We start from the raw sequence: 4,576 nt of genomic DNA on the forward strand, positions 1-4,576 counted from the left end.
CACGATGACCGAAGCTGTAAATCCGATCCATTGCGCCGAGAGCGTGCCCAAGGCCAGCCCGTATATGCCAAGATCCAAGGCCAGTGTAAGTGTAAGACTGACGGCGATATTGACGATGACAGTAAGGACGGATATCCACATGGTCACCTTGGAATTTTGCATTCCGAGAAACCATCCGGCCATGACGAATGAGCCGAGCATTGCGGGTGCTCCCCAGATGAGTGTCATGAAGTATTCGGCGGCCATGGCTGCGGCGCGATGTTCCACCTCCATCATATCAAGCAGCATGCCGCACAGTGGCGTGCGCATGATTATGAAGGCGACTCCGATAGCAAGGGCTACGGTGAGCGCCTGATAGAGCACTGTGGCCTGACGCATTTTGTCGTCGGCTCCAAAGGCCTGCGCGGTGAGTCCGCTGGATCCCATCCGTAGAAATCCGAAGAGCCAGTAGAGCAGGTTGAACATGTTGCCTCCCACAGCTATAGCGGCCAAAAACACAGCGCCCCCCAAGTGTCCCGCGATAGCCACATCGGTCATGCCGAGCAGCGGCGTGACCAGATTGCTTGCTATCGCGGGCAATGAGAGGGCGATGATGTTGTGCAGCAGCGGTTTTACGCTGCTGTCGGTCGAGCTTTCATGCTCTGCCATGCGAGATAGATGATCAGTGCGATGTAGACTGCAATTCCGAGTCCCTGTGTCATGGCCACGGGCATCGTATTTACATATTCGAATCCGGCAAAACGTGTAAGGGCGGCGAATACTCCGAAGAGTGCGCCTCCGGCGATGAGTCCGGATGCGATGAGTGTGCCGCGGTCACGACGGGCGTCATTTACGGCTTTGTCAGCCGAACGTGTGCTTACAAACCATGCTATCGCGCCTCCGACAAGCAGGGGAGCGTTGAGCTGCATGGGGATGAACATTCCGAGGCAGAATGCCAGCGCCGGCACGCCGAGCCAGTTGAGCAGCACAGCCAGCACTGCGCCGGCAATGTAAAGCATCCATGGCGTTTCGCCTCCCATCATGATCGGCTCGATCACTTTGGCCATGGCGTTGGCCTGAGGAGCCACAAGTGCGTTGGGACCGCTAAATCCGTAGACGTCGTTGAGGAGGAGTATGACGCCTCCTACTGTTGCCGCCGAAACGAGTGTTCCGACGAATTTCCAGCTCTCCTGTTTGCGCGGTGTCGATCCAAGCCAGTAGCCGATCTTCAGGTCGGTCACAAATCCTCCGGCCATCGAAAGGGCGGTGCACACGACTCCTCCTATTACCATGGAGGCAACGATGCCCGATGTGCCGCTGATGCCTACAGCCACAAATATTGCAGAGGCTACAATGAGCGTCATCAGCGTCATGCCCGATACCGGATTTGTGCCTACTATGGCTATAGCGTTGGCGGCAACGGTTGTGAACAGGAATGCTATGACGGTCACGACAACCCATGCTACAAGAGCCTGCCAGAAATTATGGAGCACTCCCGCCCAAAAGAATCCAAAGACGGCGACGAGGGCGATGACAATGTAGAAGACCACATGTTTCATGGAGAGGTCGGCCTGCCAGCGAAGCGGTTTGCGATCGGTCTTTCCGCCCTTGAATTCGCGTCCTGCGAGTCCGGCTGCCTGTACGATGATGCCCCACGACTTTATGATTCCTATGACTCCTGCCATGGCTATGCCACCTATGCCTATGAGGCGCGCGTAGTCGGCAAAAAGCGCGTCGGGCGATAGGGCGGTAAGCTCCGGAGCTCCGTAAGTGCCCATCAGAGGCAGAATCACCCACCATACGAATGCTGATCCGGCGAAAATCACAAAAGCGTACTTAAGACCTACAATATATCCAAGGCCGAGGAGGGCGGCACCGGTGTTGCAGCTCACAACGATCTTGCACTTTTCGGCGAGTGCGGCACCCCATCCACAGAAGGCCGTCGAGACCTCTTCGGCCCAGAATCCGAATGTCGACACAATATAGTCATAAATACCTCCGATGAGCGAGGCCACTACAAGCAGACGCGCCTGCGCACGGCTTCCGGCCCCAGTGCCTTGTCCGCTCGCAAGCACCTGTGTGGTGGCGGTGGCTTCCGGGAAGGGATATTTGCCGTGCATGTCCTTGACAAAATATTTTCTGAACGGTATGAAGAATAGTATGCCGAGCACGCCGCCAAGCAGTGAGCTGAGGAATATCTCGATGAAGTTGACGGTGATATCAGGATAACTTCCCTGAAGTATAAACAGTGAGGGAAGAGTGAAGATGGCCCCGGCTACGATAACGCCGGAGCAGGCGCCGATAGACTGTATCATGACATTCTGGCCGAGAGCGCCGTTTTTCTTCAGCGCGCTTGACATTCCGACGGCAATGATGGCTATGGGAATGGCCGCTTCAAACACCTGTCCGACCCTTAGGCCGAGGTATGCGGCCGCGGCGCTGAATATTACGGCGAGTAGCAGTCCGACTCCGACGGAGTAGGGGGTGACTTCCTTGTAATCATGAGCGGGGTGCATCAGCGGACGATAGTGTTCGTCGGCTCCAAGCTCGCGGAACGCGTTTTCGGGCAGTTCCACCGGATCGGCCGTCGAATATATGTCGGCCGGGATCTCTGTCTGTCTTTTTTCCATTGGCTTGATCAGTATGATTGGTTTATTTCTATGTGATCTGGTGAAGTGGTGTCATGGTTACGTCTGCGGACGTGAGAGTATGTCGAAATTGTCGACATAAATTTCGGTCACTTTGCGGGCCACGCCGGCGCGATCCACCCAGGTGCGTGTGCGGAGTTTGCCTTCTACAAACAGTTTTGTGCCTTTACGGATATATTTTTCGGCGGTATCGGCCGCCGAATCCCACATGATAAGGCGATGCCATTCGGTGCGTTCGGGAATGTCAACGCCAGATGACGTGCGATAGCCACGTTCGGTAGTGGCAAGAGACATCTCGGCAACGGGGCGTTTCTCCACGTATCGGATTTCAGGGTCTTGTCCGACGTTGCCCACGAGTATAACTTTGTTTACGCTCATAAACATGGGATTTAGTAGTAAACTTTAGATAGAGGTGGGATAGCTGAATTCACGACATGATTTGTCAGATGTCATGCTGTCGTACTCTATTTTTTGCGAAGTTACGAAAAAAATCCGAAGCCTCCCGCGCTATGTCTGACTTTTAGAGAGTGTTTGAATTTAACACAAAGAAATATATATGGACTTCTTTCTATCCTCTCAAAGGTCTTTTCGGGCGATTTCCGTCAGGTTTCATCGGTCACGATGCCCGCATCGCTCCCTCCTCAACTGACGCAAATCTCTCCGAAAATCCTCTTTGAGTGAATAGAAGTGAAATTCAAACACTCTCTTAGATCTGAAGCTGACTGAGGATGTCGCTGATGGATGGGTTGTTTGTGTATGAGGATGTGTTGGTCTCAAATAAATAGCGACGCCTTCCCGGCCAGTGATGGGCAACGGGAAGGCGTCGTGAATAAGACTGAATCAGTGTGGGTCAGCGTTGCGGTATGTCGACCTGTGTCTGACGGCCATTGAGCAGATAGTCGGAGAAGTAGTCGACCATGCGCCAGTAGAAGTATTCGTCCATGTTGCCGAATGCGTGGCGCTGTGTCGGGAGATAGAGGAAATCGAAGCGCTTGTTGGCGTTGATGAGTGCGTTGGCTACCCTTATGGTGTTGCCTGGATGGACATTGTTGTCAAGGTCGCCGTGTACAAGCATTAGATGGCCTTTGAGATTGCGCGCTATTTCAGGATTGGTCTGTATGGAGTAGACAAATGTTGTGTCGCCATTTTCGCTGACAGTTTCCTTAACGCCGTGGTGGGTTTCGCTCCACCAGCGGTTGTAGATGCGGTTGTCGTGGTTGCCGGCGCATGACACGGCTACTTTGAAGAAGTCGGGGTAGCCGAGTATTGCGGCTGTCGACATGAATCCTCCGCCGCTGTGGCCATGTATACCAACGCGGTTAATGTCGATATATGGATGTCGGGCGGCGAGCTGTTCGATGGCAGCTTTCTGATCGGCGAGTCCGTAATCGCGCAGGTTGCCGTAGCCGTAGTTATGATACCATTTGGAGCGATCAGGGTGTCCGCCTCTGTTGCCAACGGTGATGACGATAAATCCGGCCTGTGCGAGTCGGTCGGTGCGGACCGACATGCGGGTGAACGGGTAGTTGGTGGCTTCTACCTGAGGACCGGGATATACATAGTCGATGATAGGATATGATTTTTCGGGATCGAAGTCAAACGGCTTATACATGACTCCGTAGAGATCGGTGACTCCGTCGGCAGCCTTGACTGTGAATGTTTCGGGGAACTGGTATCCGTTGGCAAACAGCTGGCTGAAGTCGGCGCGCTGCAGTGTCATGATCTTGTTGCCACGGGTGTCGTAGAGTGCGGTTTCTGGCACGGTGTCCACGCGTGAGAAGTTGTCGACGAAGTATCGTGCGTCATCGTCGACTATGGGCGAATGAAAGTATGATCCTGAGTCGAGCCTGCGCACCGGGCCGCCGTCGAGGCTGACGCTGTAGAAATGCTGGTAGTAGGGGTGCTCGTCTTTCTCGCGTCCCATGGCTGTGAAATACACGGTGCGCGAA

4 protein-coding genes are annotated in these 4,576 nt (G+C 54.2%); all 4 read right to left on the minus strand.

The genetic code is table 11. The features are described from left to right. On the minus strand, positions 1 to 648 hold a 648-nt coding region (locus tag C5O24_RS10910), incomplete at its 3' end, for an MATE family efflux transporter (RefSeq protein ID WP_240604979.1). Continuing rightward, positions 612 to 2,609 carry an OPT family oligopeptide transporter gene (locus tag C5O24_RS10915; protein WP_107681820.1) on the minus strand — a complete coding sequence of 666 codons (1,998 nt, stop codon included), beginning with the start codon at positions 2,607 to 2,609 and terminating at the stop codon, positions 612 to 614. The genes C5O24_RS10915 and C5O24_RS10910, both read right to left, overlap by 37 nt. Positions 2,610 to 2,666: 57 nt before the next feature. Next, on the minus strand, positions 2,667 to 3,005 hold the full coding sequence (ssb, locus tag C5O24_RS10920; protein ID WP_107034914.1) for a single-stranded DNA-binding protein: 339 nt from the start codon (positions 3,003 to 3,005) through the stop codon (positions 2,667 to 2,669). Between the two features lie 472 nt (positions 3,006 to 3,477). After that, the coding region (locus C5O24_RS10925; RefSeq protein WP_133165544.1) for an alpha/beta hydrolase family protein at positions 3,478 to 4,576 on the minus strand (1,099 nt) is incomplete at its 5' end.

It is taken from the genome of Paramuribaculum intestinale, assembly GCF_003024925.1.
Lineage (GTDB): Bacteria > Bacteroidota > Bacteroidia > Bacteroidales > Muribaculaceae > Paramuribaculum > Paramuribaculum intestinale.

Bases quoted from the DNA above. Each gene is read 5' to 3' on its own strand.
- ssb (WP_107034914.1), bottom strand. From the start codon at position 3,005: ATGAGCGTAAACAAAGTTATACTCGTGGGCAACGTCGGACAAGACCCT.
- C5O24_RS10915 (WP_107681820.1), bottom strand. From the start codon at position 2,609: ATGGAAAAAAGACAGACAGAGATCCCGGCCGACATATATTCGACGGCC.